This window comes from Vibrio sp. Of14-4, assembly GCF_022347625.1.
Lineage (GTDB): Bacteria > Pseudomonadota > Gammaproteobacteria > Enterobacterales > Vibrionaceae > Vibrio > Vibrio pristinus.
On record NZ_JAKRGI010000004.1, the window covers coordinates 91,096 to 114,492 of the forward strand.

Annotated in this window: 18 protein-coding genes; 10 read left to right on the plus strand and 8 right to left on the minus strand. The window is 43.1% G+C overall.

Going from position 1 to position 23,397, the window contains the following annotated elements; genetic code table 11:
• Nucleotides 1-22: 22 nt before the first annotated feature.
• On the minus strand, nucleotides 23-712 hold the full coding sequence (locus MHN79_RS05690; RefSeq protein WP_239172062.1) for an outer membrane beta-barrel protein: 690 nt from the start codon (nucleotides 710-712) through the stop codon (nucleotides 23-25).
• A 132-nt stretch (nucleotides 713-844) separates the two neighbouring features.
• Complete coding sequence (locus tag MHN79_RS05695) at nucleotides 845-3,190, minus strand: helicase-related protein (protein WP_239172205.1); 2,346 nt, start codon at nucleotides 3,188-3,190, stop codon at nucleotides 845-847.
• Between the two features lie 145 nt (nucleotides 3,191-3,335).
• Between MHN79_RS05695 and MHN79_RS05700 the strand changes: the two genes are divergently transcribed.
• From MHN79_RS05700 to MHN79_RS05715, 4 genes are all read left to right on the plus strand, one after another.
• Nucleotides 3,336-5,024 (plus strand): NAD-dependent malic enzyme, encoded by a 1,689-nt coding sequence (locus MHN79_RS05700; protein WP_239172063.1) that lies wholly within the window; start codon nucleotides 3,336-3,338, stop codon nucleotides 5,022-5,024.
• A gap of 42 nt (nucleotides 5,025-5,066) precedes the next feature.
• A complete protein-coding gene (locus MHN79_RS05705) occupies nucleotides 5,067-5,396 on the plus strand; it encodes a DUF3392 domain-containing protein (protein ID WP_114784624.1) in 330 nt (109 codons plus the stop codon).
• Nucleotides 5,396-6,109: an ElyC/SanA/YdcF family protein gene (locus tag MHN79_RS05710; protein WP_239172064.1), complete on the plus strand. Its 714-nt coding sequence runs from the start codon at nucleotides 5,396-5,398 to the stop codon at nucleotides 6,107-6,109. Before MHN79_RS05705 ends, MHN79_RS05710 begins: the two co-directional genes overlap by 1 nt.
• Before the next feature lie 106 nt (nucleotides 6,110-6,215).
• Nucleotides 6,216-7,040 carry a DUF2797 domain-containing protein gene (locus tag MHN79_RS05715; RefSeq protein WP_239172065.1) on the plus strand — a complete coding sequence of 275 codons (825 nt, stop codon included), beginning with the start codon at nucleotides 6,216-6,218 and terminating at the stop codon, nucleotides 7,038-7,040.
• Between the two features lie 73 nt (nucleotides 7,041-7,113).
• Here the strand turns inward: MHN79_RS05715 and MHN79_RS05720 are convergent, their stop codons facing one another.
• Nucleotides 7,114-9,867, minus strand: coding sequence for an insulinase family protein (locus MHN79_RS05720; protein ID WP_239172066.1), 2,754 nt, complete (start codon nucleotides 9,865-9,867; stop codon nucleotides 7,114-7,116).
• A 215-nt stretch (nucleotides 9,868-10,082) separates the two neighbouring features.
• On the opposite strand from MHN79_RS05720, the gene MHN79_RS05725 reads away from it, so the two are divergent.
• Together MHN79_RS05725 and MHN79_RS05730 are read left to right on the plus strand one after the other, a co-directional pair.
• Entirely contained in the window at nucleotides 10,083-10,823 is a 741-nt protein-coding gene (locus MHN79_RS05725) for an SGNH/GDSL hydrolase family protein (protein WP_239172067.1), read from the plus strand.
• Nucleotides 10,824-10,888: 65 nt separating this feature from the next.
• Nucleotides 10,889-11,911: a hypothetical protein gene (locus MHN79_RS05730; protein ID WP_239172068.1), complete on the plus strand. Its 1,023-nt coding sequence runs from the start codon at nucleotides 10,889-10,891 to the stop codon at nucleotides 11,909-11,911.
• 28 nt (nucleotides 11,912-11,939) lie between these two features.
• Here MHN79_RS05730 and MHN79_RS05735 read toward each other — a convergent pair whose 3' ends face one another.
• Nucleotides 11,940-12,773: a TauD/TfdA family dioxygenase gene (locus MHN79_RS05735; protein WP_239172069.1), complete on the minus strand. Its 834-nt coding sequence runs from the start codon at nucleotides 12,771-12,773 to the stop codon at nucleotides 11,940-11,942.
• Between the two features lie 286 nt (nucleotides 12,774-13,059).
• Between MHN79_RS05735 and trxB the strand changes: the two genes are divergently transcribed.
• The 4 genes from trxB (at nucleotide 13,060) to MHN79_RS05755 (ending at nucleotide 18,462) form a co-directional block, all read left to right on the plus strand.
• Entirely contained in the window at nucleotides 13,060-14,022 is a 963-nt protein-coding gene (gene trxB / locus MHN79_RS05740; protein WP_239172070.1) for a thioredoxin-disulfide reductase, read from the plus strand.
• 112 nt (nucleotides 14,023-14,134) lie between these two features.
• The gene (gene cydD, locus MHN79_RS05745; RefSeq protein ID WP_239172071.1) at nucleotides 14,135-15,922 is read left to right on the plus strand and encodes a cysteine/glutathione ABC transporter permease/ATP-binding protein CydD; all 1,788 of its coding nucleotides are present in this window, start codon (nucleotides 14,135-14,137) and stop codon (nucleotides 15,920-15,922) included.
• Nucleotides 15,915-17,636 (plus strand): cysteine/glutathione ABC transporter ATP-binding protein/permease CydC, encoded by a 1,722-nt coding sequence (gene cydC / locus MHN79_RS05750; RefSeq protein ID WP_239172072.1) that lies wholly within the window; start codon nucleotides 15,915-15,917, stop codon nucleotides 17,634-17,636. The genes cydD and cydC overlap by 8 nt, the downstream gene beginning before the upstream one ends.
• A gap of 25 nt (nucleotides 17,637-17,661) precedes the next feature.
• Nucleotides 17,662-18,462 (plus strand): PhzF family phenazine biosynthesis protein, encoded by an 801-nt coding sequence (locus MHN79_RS05755; protein ID WP_239172073.1) that lies wholly within the window; start codon nucleotides 17,662-17,664, stop codon nucleotides 18,460-18,462.
• Nucleotides 18,463-18,509: 47 nt separating this feature from the next.
• Here MHN79_RS05755 and rluB read toward each other — a convergent pair whose 3' ends face one another.
• From rluB to MHN79_RS05775, 4 genes are all read right to left on the minus strand, one after another.
• Nucleotides 18,510-19,445, minus strand: a complete 936-nt coding sequence (gene rluB, locus MHN79_RS05760; RefSeq protein ID WP_152430650.1) for a 23S rRNA pseudouridine(2605) synthase RluB — start codon at nucleotides 19,443-19,445, stop codon at nucleotides 18,510-18,512.
• 172 nt (nucleotides 19,446-19,617) lie between these two features.
• Entirely contained in the window at nucleotides 19,618-21,966 is a 2,349-nt protein-coding gene (locus MHN79_RS05765) for an EAL domain-containing protein (RefSeq protein WP_239172074.1), read from the minus strand.
• Nucleotides 21,963-22,601, minus strand: a complete 639-nt coding sequence (locus tag MHN79_RS05770; RefSeq protein WP_239172075.1) for a hypothetical protein — start codon at nucleotides 22,599-22,601, stop codon at nucleotides 21,963-21,965. The genes MHN79_RS05765 and MHN79_RS05770 overlap by 4 nt, the downstream gene beginning before the upstream one ends.
• A gap of 123 nt (nucleotides 22,602-22,724) precedes the next feature.
• Nucleotides 22,725-23,345 (minus strand): L-threonylcarbamoyladenylate synthase, encoded by a 621-nt coding sequence (locus MHN79_RS05775; protein WP_160931128.1) that lies wholly within the window; start codon nucleotides 23,343-23,345, stop codon nucleotides 22,725-22,727.
• Nucleotides 23,346-23,397 lie beyond the last annotated feature (52 nt).

The following is a 23,397-nucleotide window of genomic DNA, read 5'->3' on the forward strand; positions in this document are numbered from 1 at the left end:
CATTACTCGTGAAAGAGGCAAATCAATACATGTATTTCAGACTAATACCCATTTCATTCGTTGTCGTCTCACCATAATTCTTATGGGTGTAAAGCCCCGCAATAACAAACATTTCATTTATTTTGTAGCCAGCACGCATATTAAAAATATCCTCATCCAAAACATCACTACGTCTTAACTCCCCTGTTAATGAAATTTGCCAATCTTGGTTTACTTCGTACTTCAGACTTATACCGCAGCCCCACATAAAATCATTATCGCTAAAGAGCTTTTCATCGGTCTTGTCATTGGTCTTGGATGACCAAACGTAGCCTATTTTTACACCAGCAATGATGTCCCACTTGTCTTCCAGCGAATAGCTCAATGCCATACCTGGAAGCAAACTATAATTTTCAGTTGTTGTGTTGTCATTGGGATGAATAAACCTTGCCTCATAATCAATGGTGGCAAGGATTTGATCTTCAACAATCCTTTTCCCTCCAACGGCCAAGGACGTCACGCTGCTGTTCGTACCAAGATCATCGTTAAAAGAGCCCGCCGCCAAATCTGCATAGAGATAATTGTAATTGAAGTTGTTACTGGCGTTGGCATGGGTAGGAAGGAGAAATAGAGCCCACCAAAATGTCACAGAAGGTCTGGTAAAAGAAAGTTTGTCATCCATGGGCACCTCTACAACACAAGTTAACCACACCATGTACTTGATAGAAGACATTGCCAAAACATGTCAGCTTTATCTGTGTTGATAGTATAGCCCACTGACTGAAGCTGATGGTCTGTTTACAGAATCACAAGTATTGAAAAACCCGTTTTTCTTCTCTTACAACAACTTCGAACTAAGCCACCACTAGCGAACATCAACAACTCTACTCGCCTTCTTGTATTGTATCCGCCAGCCAGACCACCTCGGTAGCTCCCACCTTTTGGGATCACTTTTGCGAAGTCCAGATTGGTATTTAACATGAACCAGTTTCTTGTTTGGAAAATATTCAACGGTTAAGTTTAAATCACCAATAAAGAGCTCAAATGGGAATTTAGATGCGAAATCTTCATATTCCCACGCAGGAACGCCCTCAAATGGGAAGTCGTCATCATTGAACAGTTCTAAATCCGATAGGTCAGTCAACTCAAGTTCCTCTAACTGACCTAAAAACCAGGACTCAAAACTAAGATCTTCCACTTCTTTCGATAACGATTTATTTTCTAGAGCTTGATACAATTTCCAGTGTTCAATCTCTTCATTTCGTCGTTTAGCAAAGCCAGGTAGTACTTGTTCCTGCTTAACCGCTTCTAGTAGTATTTTGCTCGCAGCCTCTCCTTGCGCTAATTGGATTTTTGTGGCAACGCTACGTCCGGCATACATCAACTGCATTTCAACATGTGGCAGGTCATCATGTGACACAATATGACCTTCTGCCCATTCGCCAATATTGAGCTTTTCAAATATGGCCAACCTCACCGGTAGAGTGTGAGTTGCAATATTAAGTGTCTGCTTTACTCCTCGCCCCGGTAAGCTATGAGTATCCATAACCAAAGTAGCCTCTACTCTGTCTTGTAGACGACTATTGCGGCCCAGTGTAATCTCCATTTGACCGTTAGAAAATGCATCTCGACGCTTTTCACGACGCACAAATAGAAGCTCTGGGTGTAACTTTGCAATAGCCTCAACGAATTCTTCATGGTCAAAACGAGAAGCAACCTCAAGTTTGGGTAACTCAAACACGACTCTCATTTGTTCAGCGAGCTTTTGAGCTTCCTTTAACACTTCGTGGTCAATAGTCACACCAGTAAAGGTCTCTCCTCTTAACACTCGGATCATCAACTGGCCATCACTACCCAAAGGCTCTTCGTTAGCAAGCTGCTGCTGTAATTCTTCAGCAGGAGAAATTCGACATAGAGTTCCAGGTGTTGCTAATACAGAAGTTAGATCCACCATTGCTTCCTGAAGGTTACGTTTTGGCATACGAGTAGCAAGATCGGCATACAATGCATCAATCGGAAGTGGATACAAACGCTGCCCATGTTGTGTTGCGTGCCCCTGCGAATCTATTGCGCCCATCTTTTCAAGCATGGTATGTGCTTGATGGAGCGACTTCTCTGGTAACGAGTCTAAAAAGCTCAAATCGGATAATCGGTATCCACAGCATGCGGCTGCAAGCATTGGCTCACTGAGCGCTTCGCGATGAAGCTCTGGTGGCGTTACTTCAACTAGTGCTGCGTGTTCGCCATACAGTCTTATACATAATCCATCCATGACTCTTCCTGCACGACCACTACGTTGCCGTGCACTTGCTTTAGAAATATGCTTCAAACACAAGGTGGTCTTGCCATTTCTCTGCTCCGTTCGGCGCTCCAACCCCGAGTCTATTACTGCGACAACATTAGGTATTGTTAATGACGTTTCGGCAACATTGGTCGCTAAGACCACTTTTTTTCGGCTCTGAGGCGTTAGTGCAATATCTCTTTGTTGATCGGTTACTGACGCATGAAGCGGAGCGACTATCACATCCGACATATTTGATAACACACTTTGGCATTGAGCAATCTCCTTACGACCGGGTAAAAAAACCAGAATATCACCATCTAAATCCATTAAATATTCGACTTCTTTTTTTACTCTCAACTCTAGGTTTCTGCCGTCTGGAAGCTGGCGAGAATCGCCACCTCGATATTCGATTGACACCTGGTAACTTCTTCCCGTCGACTGCAATCGCTCGGCATTCAGATAATTTGCCAGCTTCTGTCCTTCAATTGTTGCCGAGGTAATAACTAGCCGGTGGCTATTGTATTCTTTCAGCAGCGCAACAAGTAAATCAGTATCCCAACGACGTTCATGAAATTCATCCACAACAACGATATCAAAATCAGAAAGCCTATTTTCAGCTAACCAACGTAGTGCAACCCCTGGAGTGACAAAGATAATCTGACTATCATCCGTAGAGCAATTTTCGAGCTTAATGGAGTAACCCACTGATTGTCCGACAGACTCGTTTTTCTGCTCTGCAACATACTGAGCAAGAGACGTACAAGCTATGCGCCGTGGCTCTACTACTAGTACTTTTCCTCTCGTTTGAGCCCAAACGGGTAACCTCGTAGATTTGCCGGAGCCTGTTTCGGCTTCTACTATCATATTGTGAGTAGATAAACGGTTGAGAAAGTCAGATTTAAGGGTATCTATGGGTAAGCTGAGCATAGTGCGCATCGAGATCTTGAAAAAGGTGGAAAGTATATACTTATTCTGGTCCATAATGCAGGAATATTCGGTTTACAATAAGGTTAGTAATCCCTATCATTTTCTGGTTCCCGTTCCTTAAGACCCTACATTTTATAGGCAAGTGATGAATAACGATAAACGCCCCTTATACATTCCGTACGCTGGTCCAGCTCTTCTCAGTACGCCGCTTCTCAACAAAGGCAGTGCCTTTACCGCCGAAGAACGTGCGTCTTTCAATCTAGAAGGCCTATTACCGGAAAAGACTGAAACTATTCAGGAGCAGGTGGAGCGAGCGTACCAACAGTACCAAAATTTTGAAAGCGATATGGCCAAGCATATTTATCTGCGCAATATCCAAGATACAAACGAGACTGTATTCTATCGGCTACTACAAAATCATGTATCTGAAATGATGCCGATCATATACACACCTACTGTTGGTGCGGCATGTGAGAATTTTTCGAATATCTATCGCAGAGGTCGAGGCCTCTTCATCTCCTACGCTAATCGTGACAGAATCGACGACCTACTAAACAATGCCTCAAACCATAATGTAAAAGTCATCGTGGTGACTGATGGTGAGCGTATTTTAGGTCTAGGTGATCAGGGTATAGGCGGCATGGGCATTCCAATAGGTAAACTGGCACTTTACACTGCATGTGGTGGTATCAGTCCCGCCTACACACTACCTATCGTGTTGGATGTAGGTACTAATAATCCACAACGTCTTGCAGACCCAATGTATATGGGCTGGCGCCACCCTCGCATCACAGGTGAAGAATATGACGGCTTTGTTGAAGATTTTATCCAAGCCGTCCATCATCGCTGGCCCGAAGCTTTGATCCAGTTTGAAGATTTCGCTCAAAAGAATGCGATGCCTTTATTGGAGCGCTACAAAGACCGTATTTGCTGTTTCAACGATGATATTCAAGGCACGGCAGCAGTCACTGTAGGTTCACTCTTAGCAGCTTGCCAGGCGGCAGGAACTAAGCTTTCAGAGCAGCGCATCACTTTTCTCGGCGCGGGTTCTGCTGGTTGTGGAATAGCAGAAGCCATCATAGCTCAAATGATTTCCGAAGGCATTTCAGATCAGCAGGCTCGATCTCAGGTATTTATGGTTGATCGCTGGGGTCTGTTGCAAGAAGGCATGCCTAATTTGCTCGACTTCCAACAAAGATTGGTTCAAAAGCACAGCGTAACCGACAAATGGAAAGCTGAAGGAACTGGGTTCTCATTGCTAGATGTTATTCGAAATGGACAACCAACCGTGTTAATTGGTGTATCTGGTGCGCCAGGTTTGTTTAGCGAGGATGTTATCAAGGAAATGCATAAGCACTGCCCTCGCCCAATTGTTTTCCCGCTCTCAAATCCAACCAGTCGAGTTGAAGCAACTCCTCACGATATTATTGAATGGACGAATGGTGAGGCACTTGTTGCCACAGGAAGTCCGTTTGATCCCGTAGTCCACGCAGGCAAAACTTACCCTATTGCCCAATGCAACAACAGCTATATATTCCCCGGCATTGGCTTGGGAGTCCTGTCTGTGCAAGCAAAACGCGTTACAGACGAAATGCTGATGGAGTCAAGTCGTGCACTAGCAAAATGTTCTCCAATGGCGGTAAATGGCCAAGGCGCTCTACTACCACCACTAGAAGCCATTCATTCAGTATCGAAGAAGATAGCCTTTGCGGTGGCCAAAAAAGCCATAGAAGAAGGTGTCGCATTAGAGATTCCGGATGATGCATTGGAAGAATCCATCGAACATCACTTCTGGCAACCTGTATACCGCAAGTACAAACGCACTTCATTCTAAATTCTTAATGGTACGAGCCCCTGGCAACAGGGGCCTTTATATATGATGTTTTTTGACTTTTTTGCCCCTGCGGGTCAATACCTTCTGCCCTACTTAAATGAAATATCCATTGCGCTGATAGCTTGCCTATTGGTTGTGTTCGGCGGTGAAATCAACACCTTACTGAGAAGAGTGCTTCGTAACCAGCACTTCTTAATGCGAACGGCAGCTTTTATTTTAATCAATGCATTTGGATACGGTTTAATTATTGTAAAAGCAACACCTTACCTAACTCGGACATTGCATAGCTTAGATACAGGCATCATGTTCTCTATTGTTGTTGTATGCTTTATATTTATCGGCTCATGGGCACAACGGAATCGACAAATTTAGTGAGAAGGCTTTTCCATCAACCTAAACCCTCGGACCATTATTTGGCATACTTGCTAAAGGGGCTCAAGTGTTTGCCAATTATTTTGGTTTTAGGCTCCGCAGTACTTTTTGCTATCGATCGCTGGGTCTCTTATCAAACCAGAGATCAGCTTTACAGCGTTTCAGAGGAAATTGGTAAGTTTGATGTAGCTGTTGTACTCGGTACCAGCAAGTATCTAGGCAAGGTTTTAAATGATTATTACAGTAATCGAATCGATGCAGCCATAGACTTATACAAAAGAGAGAAAGTTGACAGCTTTCTTCTTAGTGGTGACAACGCCCATCGTTCCTACAATGAACCCTGGACCATGAAGAGAGATTTGCTCAAAGCTGACATTCCCGAATCGAGCATCTTTCTTGATTACGCAGGTTTTAGGACTCTTGACTCCATTGTACGAGCTAAAGAAATCTTCGAAACTGATAACTTCTTAATCATCACCCAAAAATTTCACTGCGAGCGCGCACTGTTCATCGCTAATTTTCATCATATCAAGGCTAAGTGTTTTGCCGTTCCCGGACCCAGCGCGCACTCGGGATACCAAATCAGGCTACGTGAGGTTTTTGCCAGAGCAAAAGCCGTTCTTGATCTTTACATTATGCGTGAACGACCCAAATTTCTTGGTCCCAAAGAACCTATACACGGGGATGACGCGGTTCAAAACTTTAATAACTAAACGAGCAGCAGCATACTTACCCCTGAGTTCTTTGGCTTGACTGAAATTATTTTCAATACTCCAATCAGATAAACTGAAATTACACTTAAAATAAAGAGCAATGTCTATGTCTTCCATCGCGAAAGGTACATTAAAAAAAATGCGTGCCTCACTAGATGAACAGGTTCACTATCAATTGCCTGTGGGTGAGCAAGTTATAAATCTTAAGCCATTTATCGGCAAAACTCTTACTCTAACCCATACTGGCAATATATTTTGTTGTTCTTGTGGTAAGAAAACGAAGAAAAGTTACTCACAGGGCCATTGTTTCGTATGCATGAAAAAGCTCGCTAGCTGTGATATGTGCATAATGAAACCAGAAACATGTCACTATGGCCAAGGTACTTGCCGAGAACCCTCTTGGGGTGAAGAGAACTGTATGGTCGACCACTACGTTTATCTGTCTAATACTTCAGGCGTCAAAGTCGGTATTACCCGACATACACAAATCCCCACTCGATGGATAGATCAGGGGGCTACTCAAGGGCTGCCAATATTTAAAGTCCAAACCCGTCATATATCCGGACTCATTGAAGTTGAGATCGCCAAACATATTGCCGATAAAACCAATTGGAGGACCTTACTCAAGCAAGATGGCGAACCTTTAGCCCTAGAGCAAAAATTCTCTGAGCTTTTGCCTTTAATTGAACCCAAAATAGAAGAAATCAGACAAAAATTTGGTGAAGATTCAATAGAAATGCTTGATGGCACAACCACGTCAATCGGTTATCCAGTTCTTAAACACCCTAGTAAAATCACATCGCACAACTTCGATAAAGATCCCCAAGTAACAGGTACGCTTGAGGGTATCAAAGGGCAATATATGATTTTTGACACCGGCGTCATCAATATTCGTAAATTTACTTCCTATGAAGTAGAAGTCTCTAACTAGCAGTCACAAAAAAGCCCTTATGCTTACCATAAGGGCTTTGTTGATATTGAGTTAACTTAAATCCTTTATCTGCTTAATCTAACGGACTCAAGATATACCTATAAGATTCTGAATTTTCACCAAAAGACTCGTTAATTCGTTCACTAACTTCATCAACTGAAATGTCAGATATGACTCCTTTTGCACCAACCAATACATCCTTACCGAAATCGTTTACCATGTACAGCGCCCGCAACCAAGCAGTGCTATCTGCATTGTCTGTAATATCTTCCAATTTAATATAAAGTTGCTTTTTAGCCGACTGTAACTCTAATTCTGTAACTGATACCCGCAACTCATTTATCACTCGGTCTACGGCCTTTTCTACCTTTGGTAAATCCTGCACCGCTACCTGAGATTCAATTACCCAATCAGTCACAGTTTGGTTAAAGCCCGCATTTGAATAACTAGCCGGGGCATAATCTAGGCTAAGCTCTTGTCTGACATAACTAAACAAACGATTTGCCAATATATGCTCTATCACCTGGTCGATGATATCAAGTCGAGGGTTTTGCGCTCTTGCCTGTTTATTGAGTGTTCTTAATACAAACCCGCCCTTTTGTTCATTGTTGATAGCAAGGTTAATTCTTGCATCAGGTCGAGGATTGAAGTCGATCTGGTGTGAAGCTAGATTTGCTTCTTGTAACGGCAGAGTTGCTACGTAGTTATTTATTGAATCTGCAATATCAGCAGATTTTATATCGGCAACAACCACCAATTTGTTATTGCGTGACTGCCTGAACAAGTGTTCAAATGCTTGCTGAACTTGATCGACTGTTACCTTATTAAAATCTTGCGCATAAATTGGGAAGTACGTACTACTCGAAGCGTAAGTGTTGGTTGCCATCGCATCATACCACTGCCCAAGGGGAGATTTAAGATGGGTGAGTGCTTGATCCGCAAACTCTCGTTTAATCACTTCAACTTGCTTAGGATCAAACTTGGGATATGCAATGAATGTATATAAATACTGAAGTGCTTGGTCAAGGTTTTCTCGAGGCACATTTATCGAAAACCCATGCTCCGTACTATAGATAAAGCCTTGTGTATCAATCGCGTTTTTACGTGTAAAAGCTTTCATTTGTGAGCCGTCAAAGTTACCGATACCACTTCGAGCAATGACAGGCAACAATATCGCTGCGGCTGGTAATAAATCTCTGTCTAAGGAAGTTAAGCCTCCCTCAGACATATAAACAAGATTAACAAAATCGCCCTTCACATCATGATCTAACAGGACTTCTACGCCATTGTCTAATGTCCAAAGCTCTTCACCATTGTCAAATACCACTGAGTTAGGCAGTGGCTCAGAAGACGTAACCTCAGCCAATCCATTCACATCAAAATTAATTTGCTTGTCTACAACTCCTGTCAATCGATACATGCTTTTCCACTCTGGCAGCGATTGCTCAATATGCTCGATGGATTCATTAGATCCAATACCAACGAACATCCCATAAGAAGAAGATAGCATATTGTTTAAGTGCTGATTGACTGTATTGATGTCTGCACTTTGAATCACATGCTCAAGATTGAGTTTATAGTCTTTGCGTGATTGAGTGGGCTCACCAGTCATTCGCTCACGATTTTTTTCGGAAACGAAGCTTTCAGGAGAAAAAGTTTCCCAGTCTTCATCAGCGCGGTCTAGATAGGTCCGATAACGAGCAATAACTGAATCTAATTCTGACGGACTGACACCATGATCTCTTAAAGAAGCCAATGTTGTCAAAAATAGCGGCTGTACGAGGTTTCTATCATGCTCAGTAAATTCGAGTATGGCTTCATAAATGCTGAGATTTTCCAACGGATAAACATCTGAATAAATTGCCTGTAGTGGTAATGCTTTCTGGCCGTAAACCGTCACTAATCGCGTATTTATGAGCTCTGCTACGATGACGTCAAGATAGCTGTTTAGATTCTGCTCTTGGTTTGTTACTAGGTTGCTACCTCGATCAAACCTTAAACCCAATAAAGCAGGTTCTCCATCGGCAACCCTAGCGATAAAATCATCTTTTTTTGCTTTCAGAGGTGGCAATTTAGGGGCTTGCTCTGAGTTAGTCCCTATCCAATCAGAAAACAACTTTTCAACTGCAGCTTTGGCTTCAGATCGTTCGATATTACCCGCTATAATCAGTTCAGTGTTTTGTGGTTGATACCATTTTTCGTAAAAGCCCTTAAGAGCTTGGGGGGTTGCTGATGTGATCGACTCAGAAGTACCTCCTGTGGACATGTTTTCATAAACACTACCTTCTATTAGGTAATCATAATATTGGTCCATAAATGGCTGAACATCGTAGTTATAAAGACGATTTTCAGATAACAGAATATTTTTTTCTTGCTCTACTTCTTTAGTCGAAAAAGTGATTCGGCTTGCCACATCTCTAAGCCAAAGCATCGCCGTATCGAATGATTCTGTAGTCGGAAGATTAAGCTCATATGCGGTCTGATAATAGTTAGTATAAGCATTGACACCATGACCGCTCTCTGCGCCCGTCTCACCAATCAATCGCTCTATTTCTGTGGAGGTAAAGTTTTCACTTCCCTCAAAGGCAAGGTGCTCAACATAATGAGCATATCCTAGCTGATCAGGTTTTTCTGCTCCCGAACCAACTCTGATCAACAGTTGCATAGATACCTTTTTAGAATCCATAGGATAAAGGTGGTATTTCATACCATTATCTAGAGTTCCCGAAGACCAGTTAGTATTCGGTTGAATGGGAGGAGATTGAGACGGAGCATTCTGGGCACATCCGACAAGCAGTAGCCAACATAGGGCAAAAGTTTTTTTCATTATGATACTTCTTTGTTTTTTATTCACATGAAATATACCGTCAAGAGTATCAATGTGCATAGTAAATAATTGGAATATGTGTAACAAAAATAACTTTCACCTAAAAACCAACAAATCATTAATAAATTCAACACTTTGAATTTACGGCCTGTGGCAGCTAAATTGAGTAGTGCACCTTAGATGTGCTTCAATATAACTAATAAGTGAGTAGAAACATGACGTCGATTAATAACAACAAAGTTGGCTTTATCTCTTTACTGAAAAAAAGTGCTGCTATCACAATTTGTAGTGCTCTTGTTGCCTGTGCTGGCAACCCCTATGTCAGAAATGCAGAGCGAAATGATGTAATTACACTTGGAGATTCAATCTTCGACCTTTCTGGTGAACTTCAGCAGTTTCTTGAAGGGCCTGATATGGCCAATACTACATTTCGCGATTACACATTAAGTGGTGCCAAACTTACCGGAGGTATTGTCTCAAAGCCAGTAGTAGAGCAATATCAAGATGCGCAAACCGACGATTCAAATATCAACATCATCGTGATGGATGGCGGCGGTAATGACATCTTGTTACCAGCGATGATTTTTGATCCCTATGAGTGCAAAACCACTTGGTATCGATCAGAGCTTAGCGAAAAATGCACCAGTTTGGTCGATGACGTCTACGTTGATACTGTAAGCCTTCTCAATCAAATGCAACAGAATGAAGTTCAACAAGTCATTTATTTAGGCTACTACTATACGACTGGTGAAAAAACAGATCTCCACCAAGCCATCGATTATGGCGATGAACGACTTGCCGATGCATGTAACAATACAACCGTATCCTGCCAGTTTATCGACCCTAGATCTGCAATCAATTCAAATGATGTATTACCTGACAATATACACCCAAATACCTCTGGCTCTCAAAAGCTAGCTCAGCTTATCTGGCCATACCTTGAAGCCGTGCTGTAAACCAAAGACCGTACCTAACCCATGACTATCATGGGTTAGGTACCTTAAATCATAAGGAAAAGTTCATGAGCAAATGGGTATGGGTATACACTATTAGTGCCTTAGCTGTCTTAGGCGTTTGGTTCCTTCCTATAACGATACCAAACTCGGCAGACTCCGAGACCGAAAAAGTCATGATTCCATCTATAGAGTTTCAGCAAGAAAATGGTCCTCTGACTCTCCATGTTGATAACACTGAACTGGTAAAAGAGTTAGCTCAAAAGTTGCGCCAAGAACTAGGCGAAAGTATCTCGCATGTGGAAATACAAATAGGGCTAGAGGATTTTCGCCAATATCTGCGCCAACAATACCAGGATAATACTGATAGTCTATTCCGCTCAGTCATAAGACAAGCCTTCCCAACCTATGCTGAGTCTATTTTTTCCAATATCTCACTAATGGAAGAATACGAAAGTTGGCTGCTGGCAGAGATGAAGTCTCTGCTTGGTATGAGTTTCGAGCAAAAGCAAGTGGCTATTTGGGCAAAACGCCGTGAGCTTTTTGCTTCGGATGCCGATATTATTTGGTCTGCAGAGCTAGCCGAACGTGAACAGAGAATGGCAGATACGCAAAAGTCCATCGAGCTCTTAAACCATGCCTACGATATGGAGATAAATCAGCGCTTATATGCACTCAAAGCAACGATCGAAACCAACTTCTCGGAGCAGGTTGGAGGAAACATCTTAAGCCCAGCCATGTTAGCCAGTACATTCTTCAGTCTTGATTCCGTACAGCAAGACTTAGAAAAAATGTCGCCTTATGAACGCTCACAGCAGCTTGCAAATATACGCCGAGATCTCGGATTTACCGAACGACAAGTAGAAAAAGCGGCGCTAAAAGATGAAAAAAACGAGCTCAGGTGGCAAGTGGGTTATCAGTATATGGGTGAAAGGCAAGCACTGCTAGATAGTCTTACGGGGGAAGAGCTCGACACAGAACTCAATCGTTTAAGAATTAGCTATTTTGGTGACGAAGCGTCGACACTTGAGAAAGAAGAACAGCAAGGGTTTTACCGATTCAAGCGCCCAAGGGTTTACGGCAGAAACTAGACCTTTTCTGCCGCTAGCATCTTATTGCTTAATAAGGCTTTAACTCTTCTCCTCGCACAGTAACACGATGTAGTCGACGTGGCTTATCGCCATAATCAGTCACAGCAAAATGCTGGGTAGATACGTTGTCCCATATTGCTACAGAGCCGGGCCGCCAAGAAAATCGAACCTGAAATTCTGGCAGTCTTGCACGCTGATAAAGCTTATTTAGTAAAGCTTCACTTTCCTTACTCGAGAGGCCATCAACCTCTCGAGTAAACTGTTCGTTAACATACACCGTTGGGTTTCCCGTTTCAGGGTGACGAACAATAAGAGGATGTGTGACAGGTTGATACTGAGTAGATATTTTCGCGACTCGACTCTGGCCATCTGCGGTTACTGAGTCATAGCGACTTCCCTCAAACGCATGTAAAGCATGAGTCGCAGTTAACCGTCTAAGTGCATTTTGCTCATTCAGCGTCAAACTTAACCATACTGCTTCCATTGATGTCCAGATGGTATCACCACCTGTCTCTGGACATAACTGGGCATGCAAGATAGAACAGCGACAAGGGATTGATTGCCAGGTCAGATCTGTATGCCAATAACTTTTACTTGGAGGACTACCTGGTGAAGTTTCAATCACCACCACTTGTTCTTGCTCTTCCAAGTGAGGAAAAAACGGATGAACAGGTTCAAGTTGACCAAATCGCTTAGCAAAGAACATATGCTGCTCTGGTGTCATGCTTTGGTTATGGAAAAATAATACCTTGTGATCAAGATAAGCTCGATAAAGCGCATCAAACTCACCATCATTGAGGTCAGCAAGCTCTACACCTTCAACCAAAGCGCCGATGTGGGGCGATAAAGGAGTTATATTCACATTACATCCTTATTTTCTATGATTCTGAACTAGACCCTACTAAGTCATTATTTATTACAACACAGCTAACCATTTTTGGTTAGTCATGAAATGGCCGAATGATCTAGCAGACTATCGAAATACTTGTTCAAGTAACACTTCTCACTGGTATGAACAAAGCGATATCGTTTGCGTTCTAAGCTATAACCATTACTTACACTTAGGAGCCTTGATGGCTCTTTCATTGTAAGCCCATATTCCATACAATCGAAGAGTATTGTTTAGTCTAATGATCAGCGGAGCACTAATGAGCGACATCAAACACAGCAAGCTTCTTATTCTTGGTTCAGGCCCTGCGGGTTACACAGCAGCTGTATACGCTGCAAGAGCAAACCTAAACCCTGTGCTTGTGACTGGTATGCAACAAGGCGGTCAGCTTACAACGACAACAGAAGTCGAAAACTGGCCAGGCGATCCAGAAGGGCTAACAGGACCAGCGCTAATGGAGAGAATGAAAGAACACGCTGAGCGCTTCGAAACAGAGATTATTTTTGACCACATTAATCAAGTGGATTTGAGCCAACGCCCTTTTAGATTAAAAGGAGACAGTGGTGAATACAGCTGCGATGCGCTTATTATCTCCACTGGGGCTTCAGCAAAATATCTCGGCCTAGAATCTGAAGAAGCATTCAAGGGGCGAGGCGTATCTGCCTGTGCAACTTGTGACGGTTTCTTCTATCGCAACCAGAAGGTAGCCGTTGTTGGTGGCGGTAATACAGCGGTGGAAGAAGCTCTCTACCTTTCAAACATTGCTTCTGAAGTTCACCTAATCCACAGACGAGACAGCTTCAGGGCTGAAAAAATTCTTATTCGTCGATTAATGGACAAGGTAGAGAATGGCAATATTGTTCTTCATACCGACAGAGTGCTAGAAGAAGTGGTCGGCGATGATATGGGTGTCACAGGGGTTCGCATCAAAGACACCAAGTCTAGTCAGGTTGAAGAGCTTGACGTAATGGGAACCTTTATCGCCATCGGACATCAGCCAAACACAAGTATTTTCCAAGGCCAGCTTGAAATGAAAGATGGTTACATCATTGTTCAATCTGGACTCAATGGTAACGCCACTCAAACCAGTATTCCGGGTGTGTTCGCCGCTGGGGATGTAATGGATCACACTTATCGTCAAGCCATAACGTCGGCCGGAACAGGATGTATGGCAGCACTCGATGCTGAGCGATATTTAGATGCACTTGCAGAAGGTAAATAATATTTTTCACTTTTGAGTCAAAACCTGAAAGCCTTATGGTATGACCATGAGGCTTTCTTTTGTATAATCGCCCACTTAGAGTCATCAAAAATAATTATCATTAAGCCTCATAATGGACAAAAATAAACAGCGCAGCTTGAACAAATGGCTTAAGCAGCAGAGTAAGCTAGCAAAACGCTGGCTCATGACTGCTGTTGGTCTAGGTATTCTTTCAAGCCTATTTTTACTGGCTCAAGCCGCTTTATTGGCGACTATCCTTCAGCAATTAATCATTGATCAGGTTCCAAAGCAGCAACTCATCCCTCTCTTTTTTGCGCTTTGTGGTGCCGTCGGTATTCGAGCTTTATGCTCCTGGGGCCGAGAGCTTGCTGGATATCGATGCGGCGAGCAAGTTCGTCTCTATATTAGACAGTTGATCCTCGATAAACTGAGAGAGCTAGGTCCAGCCTATATCAAAGGTAAGCCTGCCGGAGCATGGGCAACGCTATTGCTGGAACAAGTAGAAGATATGCATGACTTCTTCGCTCGTTACCTACCCCAAATGTCGCTCGCTGTTATCGTTCCGATAGTGATTCTAATCGTGGTTTTCCCAGTTAATTGGGTCGCAGGTTTAATCTTTTTGATCACAGCGCCACTGGTGCCATTATTTATGGCTCTAGTCGGTATGAAAGCAGCCGATGCAAACCGTAAAAACTTTAAAGCGCTGCAACGGTTGTCAGGTCATTTTTATGACCGATTGCAATCAATGACCACCATCCGGTTGTTTGATCGGACTCAAGCCGAGACAGAAGTTATGCGAGGCGCCTCCGAAGTATTTCGCTCTCGTACCATGGATGTTTTGAAAATCGCATTTCTGTCTTCTGCCATACTCGAGTTTTTCACATCAATTTCTATCGCCCTCACCGCTGTCTACTTTGGCTTTGCCTTTATTGGAGAAATCAATATTGGCGACTATGGGTTAGGAGTCACCCTCATGGCAGGGTTATTCATATTGGTCCTAGCGCCTGAGTTTTATCAGCCACTGCGTGATTTGGGCACTTTCTATCACGCAAAACAACAAGCGGTTGGGGCTGCAGACAGCATAGTCGAATTTTTAGAGACGGAAGCAACCAGCGTACGTTCAGGTGATAGTAAGTTAAGTGTCAAGGATGGCGTAACCATTTGTGCTAAAAACTTAGAAGTCTTTTCACCACAAGGGCAAAAGCTACTTGGCCCGATAAACTTTGAGATCAAATCAAACCAGCATACCGCTTTAGTTGGTCCGAGCGGCGCGGGAAAGACTAGTTTGGTCAATGCCATATTAGGATTTCTGCCCTACGAGGGATCATTGACGATTAACGGGGTTGAAAGAACACAACTGGATCTCGCTAATTGGCGGGAGAAGATCAGCTGGGTGGGTCAAAACCCTCTACTCGTCCATGGCACTATTCGAGAAAATATTACATTAGGCAAAAATGATGTCAGCGAAGACGAGATTCAGAATGCATTAAAAGAATCTTACGCATCTGAATTTGTTGAACAACATGGACTCGACTACCCAATTTCAGATCGTTCAGGCGGCCTATCCGTAGGACAAGCGCAACGTATTGCTCTGGCGAGGGCCATGATGCAAAACGGCAACTTTTGGCTGCTGGATGAACCAACTGCAAGTTTAGATGCTCGCAGCGAAAGACTAGTGATGAAAGGCTTATCTAATCAAATTCAAGGCAAAACCTCATTAATGGTGACTCATCAGCTTCAACCACTAAAAAACGTCTCTCAAATCTTAGTTATGGAAAATGGTTTAATCGTCCAACAAGATAGTTTCAGCGTACTGAGTAATCAAGAAGGCCTATTCAAAAAGATGCTTTTGGCTAATCAAGCGCTTTGTGACACCAATAAGGGGAATCTAGATGCGTGATTTAGTGCCCTACCTAAAGCTTTATAAGAAACATTGGTTCGGTTTGTCGCTCGGTATGCTACTGGCATTGCTGACACTACTTGCTTCCATTGGTTTGCTGACTCTCTCTGGGTGGTTTTTGTCTGCAGCAGCCGTTGCAGGGTTAACCATAGCGCGCGAAACTTTCAATTATATGTTACCCGGCGCTTTTGTTCGTGGCTTCGCTATGGGCCGTACAGCAGGACGCTGGGGAGAGCGAGTCGTCAGTCACAACGCTACCTTTAAGCTGCTAACTGACTTACGTATCTTTTTCTTCTCTAAGCTTGCTCCTTTGATCCCAGGGAAAGTTTCTAACCTAAGAGATGCCGATATACTCAATCGCCTCGTTGCCGATATCAATGCCATGGATCATGTTTATCTCAGGCTGATAAGTCCTATGATTGTTGGCTCGCTGGGCATATTAGGACTTACTGCTCTTATCAGCTGGTTTGATGCCAAACTCGGTCTAATACTTGGCGCCATTTTGATTAGCCTACTTTTGATTTGGCCTATTTTGTTTTACAAACTCGGCAAACGAAATGGACGTGAGCTTACCAACAATAAAGCAGCGTTACGTATAGCTACCTTGGATTGGTTGCAAGGTTACAGTGAGCTTACTCTTTTTGGTGCAGAAGAGCGTTACCGAAATGCTATCTATACCATTCAAGAGCGCTTGCTAAATAATCAGCGTTTCAACGCCCATTTCACTGGCATTGCTCAGGCATTACTCATTCTCGCCAATGGTTGGATGATTGCTCTTATGCTGTGGCTTGCTGCTGATGGTGTCGGCGGTCAGCTGCCTAACCCAATGATTGCACTCGTTGTCTTTGCCACTATGGCAAGTGTAGAAATTCTCATGCCCATTGCAGGCGCGTTCCAACACCTTGGACAAACCATCACTTCGGCTCGTCGACTCAATGAGATTGTCCTGTCGACTCCTGAGGTAGAGTTCCCATGTGAACCGACACAAAACGCACCATCATATTCCATAGAGTACAAAAATGTTTGTTTCCAATACCCGGACAGCGGAGTCAATGTACTCGATGATGTAAACCTTGCTATACCAGCAGGACAAAAAGTCGCCATCGTAGGTCAAACAGGTTCAGGTAAATCAACACTATTACAGTTACTCAATCGATTCTGGGATGTGCAAACAGGATATATACAAATCGCAGGGCAACCTATTACTGACTGGAGTGAAAGCCAGCTTCGCAACACTATTTCAGTGGTCAGTCAAAGGGTAGACATACTCAATGGCACCCTGCGTGATAACCTACTTATGGCATCACCTGATGCGACTGACGAGCAATTGCAGGAAACTTTATCAAAGGTCGGCTTATCCAAGCTTATCAATGAACAAGGATTAGATAGTTGGCTTGGAGACGGTGGAAGACAGCTATCTGGCGGAGAAAAGCGTAGAATTGGCATTGCTCGTGCGCTATTGCATGATGGCCCTATTTTGCTTCTTGACGAACCGACAGAAGGTCTGGATAAGCAAACCGAATACCAAATTATGCAGTTGTTCAATCAACACTTTGAAAATAAAACGGTCGTGTTTATTACTCACAGACTGGTTGACCTCGACAAGATGGATGCAATTTGCCTTATTGAGCAAGGCAGAATCGTTGAATACGGAGCCCATAAAAAACTAATGTCAGATAAAGGCCGCTATTTTGAGCTAAACCAAACGCTTTAAAAGTAATGATTGGGAGTTTCACAAAATGGAATTAGACATTTATCAGGTTGACTCATTTACAAGCGAAACCTTTAAAGGAAACCCCGCTGGTGTATGTATAACGCAAAACCCACTAAGCGAGGACCTTATGCTTTCTGTTGCTAAAGAAATGGCAGTATCAGAAACTGCTTTTCTTTCAATGGAAGAGATGAATCTAAGGTGGTTCACACCAGAAGTAGAAGTAAAGCTATGTGGACACGGCACACTAGCGGTCGCCCACATACTGAAAGAGCAAGGCAAACTCACTACAGGGCATGAGGCTACCTTTCATACGTTATCTGGTGAGCTAACAGTTAATGCTTTGCACCATGGCTACGAACTCGACTTTCCTTCTCCGACACTAGCATATAACGCAAAGTTATCCGACAAAAAAAGAATGGCCCTTGGGTTATCAGAGCAGCAGATCGTTTCAGTATGCGACTTCGAAAATAAACAACTGATTGAAGTCATTGATGAAAATTCGGTTGTGAACCTCAATCCTGACTTTTCATCCCTTGTAGCTGAGGCTGGACGCGGCATCATAGTGACCTCACATGCGAGCAATCAAAACTACGAGATTATTTCTAGGTATTTCGCTCCTTGGGTCGGTGTCAATGAAGACCCGGTAACAGGCTCAGCCCATTGTGCTTTATCAGCGTATTGGTCAGAAAAACTCAGTAAAGACAAGCTCACCGCTTATCAAGCTTCAGCAAGAGGTGGTTACGTCCATATGGAACAGTTAGAAAATGACCGAGTAAAGCTTGCGGGACAAGCCGTCACCTCACTTAAAGGCACTTTATTTGTCTAGATAGAATATTAAAAAAGCAGCTTAGGCTGCTTTTTAATGTATATGATTTAGCGCTGTTTATTGCGAGCTCCTTGCTCTCCTGCGCTTCTTCGAGTCTTTCTTCGAGCGGGGTTATTACTGCGACCACCACTGTTCACTCTTTCTTCATGGCGTTTTACCGCACGGCGGATTTTCTGGCTTCGAGAGCGCTCACGCTTGCGTGACGTATTGGCTTTGTTTTCGTCCAATAATGTCTCTTTCTCTGGACGCAGTTCTACAAGCTCACGCAAGTAGTTTACCTCTTTAAGATCAAGCTCCATCCATCCACCCCGAGGCAGTTTCTTATCAAGGAAAATATCCCCATAGCGAACACGCTTTAAGCGGCTAACTGTACAGTCCTGAGATTCCCACAAACGACGTACTTCTCGATTACGCCCTTCATTGATGACAACGTAAAAGGTGTGATTCATTCCATCACCACCCGCATAAACCACATCTTCAAAACGTGCGGTGCCATCATCCAGCTCTACGCCACTTACAAGGTTACGGACTTTCTTCTCATCAACGTCACCAAATACGCGAACCAAATATTCACGTTCGACTTGTCGACTAGGGTGCATCAATCGGTTTGCTAATTCACCGTCAGTAGTAAACAGAAGTAGCCCAGATGTATTCGCATCTAAACGACCCACAGAAATCCAACGAGAACCACGAATCTTCGGCAGACGGTCAAAAACAGTGCGACGGCCTTCTGGGTCATGACGAGTACAAAGCTCTCCCTCAGGCTTATAATAAGCGAGTACACGACAAACCACTTCTTCCTGAGCTTTGGCAGAAACAATATGTCCATCGATACGAACGACAGCATTTTCATCTTCTAGTCGCTCACCCAGTTTAGCGACGACTCCATTTACACTCACGCGACCTGCTTTAATTAAAGTTTCGAGTTCGCGTCGTGAACCATGACCTGCTCTCGCGAGTATTTTCTGTAATTTCTCGTTCATTCATCTACCTATGTGTCGTCTTCTCAGACGTCGATTCTACATTGCGACCTAAAATCGCGGCCGCATATTATCGCAAAATATCACTGAAAACGCATGCTTTATTTTTGTCGTCAAAGTAGGTTGAGATCCTAGGTAGCACCGCTTCTAAGATTTTTATTCGCCGTAAATTAGATTAAGAAAGGTAATGAACGGGCTCTTCAATTGGCCATGACTGCTCATTCAGCGTTTTCAACCACAGCGTGAGCTGTTCTGCAGATTGTGGGCGACTGATGAAATAGCCTTGCGCATAATCACAACCATTTTCAGTTAACCAATCAAGAGAGGCCTTGTCTTCAATACCTTCAGCAACGGTTCTCAGACCAAACTCTTGCGCCAATCTTATCGTTGATCTAGCAATGGTCTTATCATGTTCATCTGTCGCGACATTGAGGATAAAAGCCTTATCAATTTTAAGTTCTGAAGCAGGAAGTTGCTTAAGTTGTGACAAAGATGAATACCCAGTGCCATAATCGTCGATCGAAATAGACAAACCGCGGTCAGACAGTCGATCTAATATTAAGAGGGCTTGCTCTGGATCTTCAGCTAAGGCACTTTCGGTCACTTCAATAGTAATCATACTTGCGTCACAACCAGAGTGGGCAATTAAATTGAGTACCTGACTATCAAAACATTTTTGCTTGAGATTAACCGCTGAAACATTAATCGCCACACCAAGACTAAAACCAAGTTCTTTCCAAATACCCAGTTGATTAAGCGCATTTTTTATCACCCAATCAGTAAGGGCATCAATTTGTCCTGTTGTCTCCGCAATTTCGATAAATTCATCAGGTAGAATCATACCTAGTTCAGGGTGTATCCAACGGACTAGCGCTTCGACCTTATCAATTCTAGATGTTTTTAAATTCAGCTTGGGCTGAAAATGTAACATCAATTGATCGCCCTCGATAGCCTCTGTTAGTTCATGAGTAAGGCGCACTCTCATCAGCGCACTTTTCGCCATACTCGACGCAAACTCTAGGCTTGGGACTTTCAATTTCATTGCCTGCTGCAACGCAATGCCGGCATTGTGTAACAACTCTCGAGCATTTTCACCATGCTTCGGATAGTAACAATACCCAGACGCGGTATGCAGTGTGACCGATATTCTTTGCAAATTTACTAGGCCCGACAAACATTGCAGGATCACATTAATGCTTTGTTCATCCGCTTGGACTGTATTGCAAGCAGTCAAAAGCGCGAACTCAGAGGGATAAAGTTGATAAAATTGCGCTTCGTCCTCCAAAGCCATCAACCGATTTGCAGCAGCAAGCTGTAGCTCCTCGCCGGTATCCAAACCCAAGCTGAAATTAAGTTCTTCAAACTCTAAGACACGGAATCGAATCAGTAAAAAACCATCGCACTCTTTACGAATCAAATAGTCAATATCATCAAATAACTTGCGTTTATTGGGCATTTTAGTGAGATCGGTATGATAAGCTCTAAAGTTGAGTTCCGCTTCCCTATTGTTTACCGCCTGATTCATCAAGTTAAATTCATGGGCGAGCACACCTAGCTCATCTTCGCGATTTACGTTTAGTTGAGTATTGTCTTTACCATGAGCAATATTTTTTGCCTTCTTTACCAGCTCTTGTAATGGTCTAGCTAGGTTTTTCGATAAAAGGTAAGCAGCGATAATTGAAAAACCAAATGTGCCCAAAACGATAAGAACAATATGAAGCCAGCGTTTTTGTAAAGTAGCGAATAAGTCTTCTCTGGCTAGATAAAGCGTAGCAATGAGAGCTTTGTCATCGGTAAACCCAATCTCAACTTGGGTGGTGACCAAGCTTTTATTGTTGTCTTTTAGCTTTTCAGTCGTTAGCTGTTTATCTGTAACATCCGGATTGCTACTCGCGAGCAAGGTCCAACGACCGTCAATTTGATACCCGATGTCAATGTTCATACCAGTTAAAACCGATAATTGTTCGGCAAGTTCTCGGTCAACCGCAAATCCAAAACCGATCCAAGCAACCAGTACATTACCGCTTTTTACTGGAACAAGTACTACCTGATATACATTTCCTTGATACTCGTAGAGAATTGGCCTGTTTTCATCTGTTGCATTTAGATCAAGCATGTTCAAAAAGTCAGATTCAGTATTAGCACTTGTACGATTGCTGCTTTTGTCATACGTCAACTTACCAATAAACTGTCCTTCTTTGTCGATAGAAACGGCCAAGTCTGCATCAATACGTTGTCTATGGTTATTAAGCGCAACCAAAAAGCTTCTAATATCTTCTCTTAACGCCTGCTTTAAGCCAAAGTCCTTGGCAACAGTCTGAGCAAATCCCGATAGGTTTTCTGTTCGTTGTGCCATCTGATTTTCGAACACTGCCTGCGCGGTATTCAGCTGTATCTGAGCTCGCTCTGCTCTTTCATCTGAGTTTGATTGAAACAGGGAATAAAAGAGTATGCTCTGTACAATGACTAATACGGCCACAAATGATAACAAGATTTGTGTCTGGATACTTTTGAACCCGCTCATCTGTACTTACCGTAGAAATCAATCATTTGTGAATTTTTCTGCTTAGGTATAGGCGACATTTCCTTAGTGAGAGACAAAGTGATGCTTGTTTGCTCACCAAGCCCTGTTTTTAGGACTTCATTCATTTGAGGGTGCCATGCAATAACCTCGGCATTTTCAATATTATCCGGCAAGGTCATTTTCACTCTGCCAGAGGTGCCCGTTATGGAGTAATACGGTGTGTCAACAACCTTTATATATCCGCTCATCCAATCATGTATATTGCACCCTACCCCGACGATGCCTTCACTAGGAAAAGACTTAGATACACCACTTTCCTCTGATCGAATGACGAAAGAGAAATCCAAGGGACCTGCTATTGAGTACACGTGATGCGATATGTCATCTTTATTGGTAAACAGCACAGGCTGATTCACCCTGACTACTGAGACATAGGGTCGAAAAGCGCGATTTTCTTGGGATATTTCAGTAACTAGATCCTCAGGGGGATCGGTTTCATTAGGCAAGTTTGAAGCAGTAACGTAAACAACAACATCTTCAACTGGTCGACCGTCAATATCTAAAATGCTTATTTCCAGTGGCGCGGAAAAACAAGGAATACTCAAAAAGTAGAGGGAGATGGCAGTGTTGCGCATAATTTCGATGTGATTGATGAGACTTAACAATCAGCATAGCAGTCAATTTGAAATTTGCGGCTAAACAGAGCATAAACATCAATATCTTAAGCTCTGTTTATTCTAGACACTATCCTAGTTAAATTACTCGAATGCAGATGGATCGCCTGAGCCCACGCGAGCAATAACAGGCTCATCTTCACTAAAATCGACAACCGTCGTCGGCTGCTCACCTAAATAACCGCCGTTTAGGATACAATCAACAGCATGTTCAAGCTTATCTCTAATTTCTTCTGGGTCAGATTCGGTGATGTCATTGCCAGGCAATATCAGTGATGTGGACATTAATGGTTCACCTAAGGCTTCCAGTAAATCGAGTGCGATTCGATTATCTGGCACACGAATGCCTATGGTTTTACGTTTACTGTTCATCAAACGTCTAGGTACTTCCTTGGTCCCCTTAAAAATAAAGGTGTAAGGGCCCGGGGTGTTATTTTTTAACAGACGAAAAGCACCATTATCTACACGCGCATAGATAGAGAGCTCAGATAAATCACGGCATAATAAAGTAAAGTTATGCTTTTCATCCAATTTACGGATCTTACAGATCCTTTCCAACGCTTGTTTGTTCTCTAATTGACAGCCAAGCGCATATCCCGAGTCAGTGGGATAAATAACAACACCACCATTACGAATGATGGCCACAGCCTGATTAATCAAGCGAGCCTGAGGGTTTTCTGGATGCACATAAAAAAACTGGCTCATTATAATTCCTCATCACTGAGTCTCTCGACTCTATAATTTTTATTAATGCTAT